2 tRNA genes and 1 rRNA gene are annotated in these 526 nt (G+C 47.0%); all 3 read right to left on the bottom strand.

Annotated features, from left to right (window positions below):
* Window positions 1-199: 199 nt before the first annotated feature.
* A tRNA-Ala gene (locus tag JJD74_RS30700) sits at window positions 200-275 on the bottom strand.
* Window positions 276-305: 30 nt separating this feature from the next.
* Window positions 306-382, bottom strand: a tRNA-Ile gene (locus JJD74_RS30695).
* Between the two features lie 82 nt (window positions 383-464).
* Window positions 465-526 (bottom strand): 16S ribosomal RNA (locus tag JJD74_RS30690); the annotation flags it as partial.

The raw sequence follows: 526 nt of genomic DNA, 5'->3' as shown, positions 1-526 counted from the left end.
AATTCGATAATACTCAATTCAGAGTAACTCACAAATTTTACCTTAGCCTGATCCGTTACCAGTGAAAGTAACGTTCAGTCTATCTTTCTATCACATACCCAAATTTTTAAAGAACGATCTAATCAAAGACTAGAAATCAACATTCACCATCTTTCAATGGAATGCTCATTTCTAAGCTTTCATACGTCAGAAGCAGTAGTGGTGGAGCCAAACGGGATCGAACCGTTGACCTCCTGCGTGCAAGGCAGGCGCTCTCCCAGCTGAGCTATGGCCCCGTATTTCTACAGGCGTTTCCCACACAAAATTGGTGGGTCTGGGCAGATTCGAACTGCCGACCTCACCCTTATCAGGGGTGCGCTCTAACCAACTGAGCTACAGACCCAATTTCGGGCTGCTTCTTATCGTCTTCTTCAATGAATCAAGCAATTCGTGTGGGAGCTCATGGAGCAGCTGATGTCGTCGATTAAGGAGGTGATCCAGCCGCAGGTTCCCCTACGGCTACCTTGTTACGACTTCACCCCAGTCA

This window comes from Pseudomonas sp. MF6776, assembly GCF_016613125.1.
GTDB classification, from domain to species: Bacteria; Pseudomonadota; Gammaproteobacteria; order Pseudomonadales; family Pseudomonadaceae; genus Aquipseudomonas; species Aquipseudomonas iridis.
The sequence above is the reverse complement of the archived record's forward strand: the minus strand, read 5'-3'. Positions and strand labels throughout refer to the sequence as shown.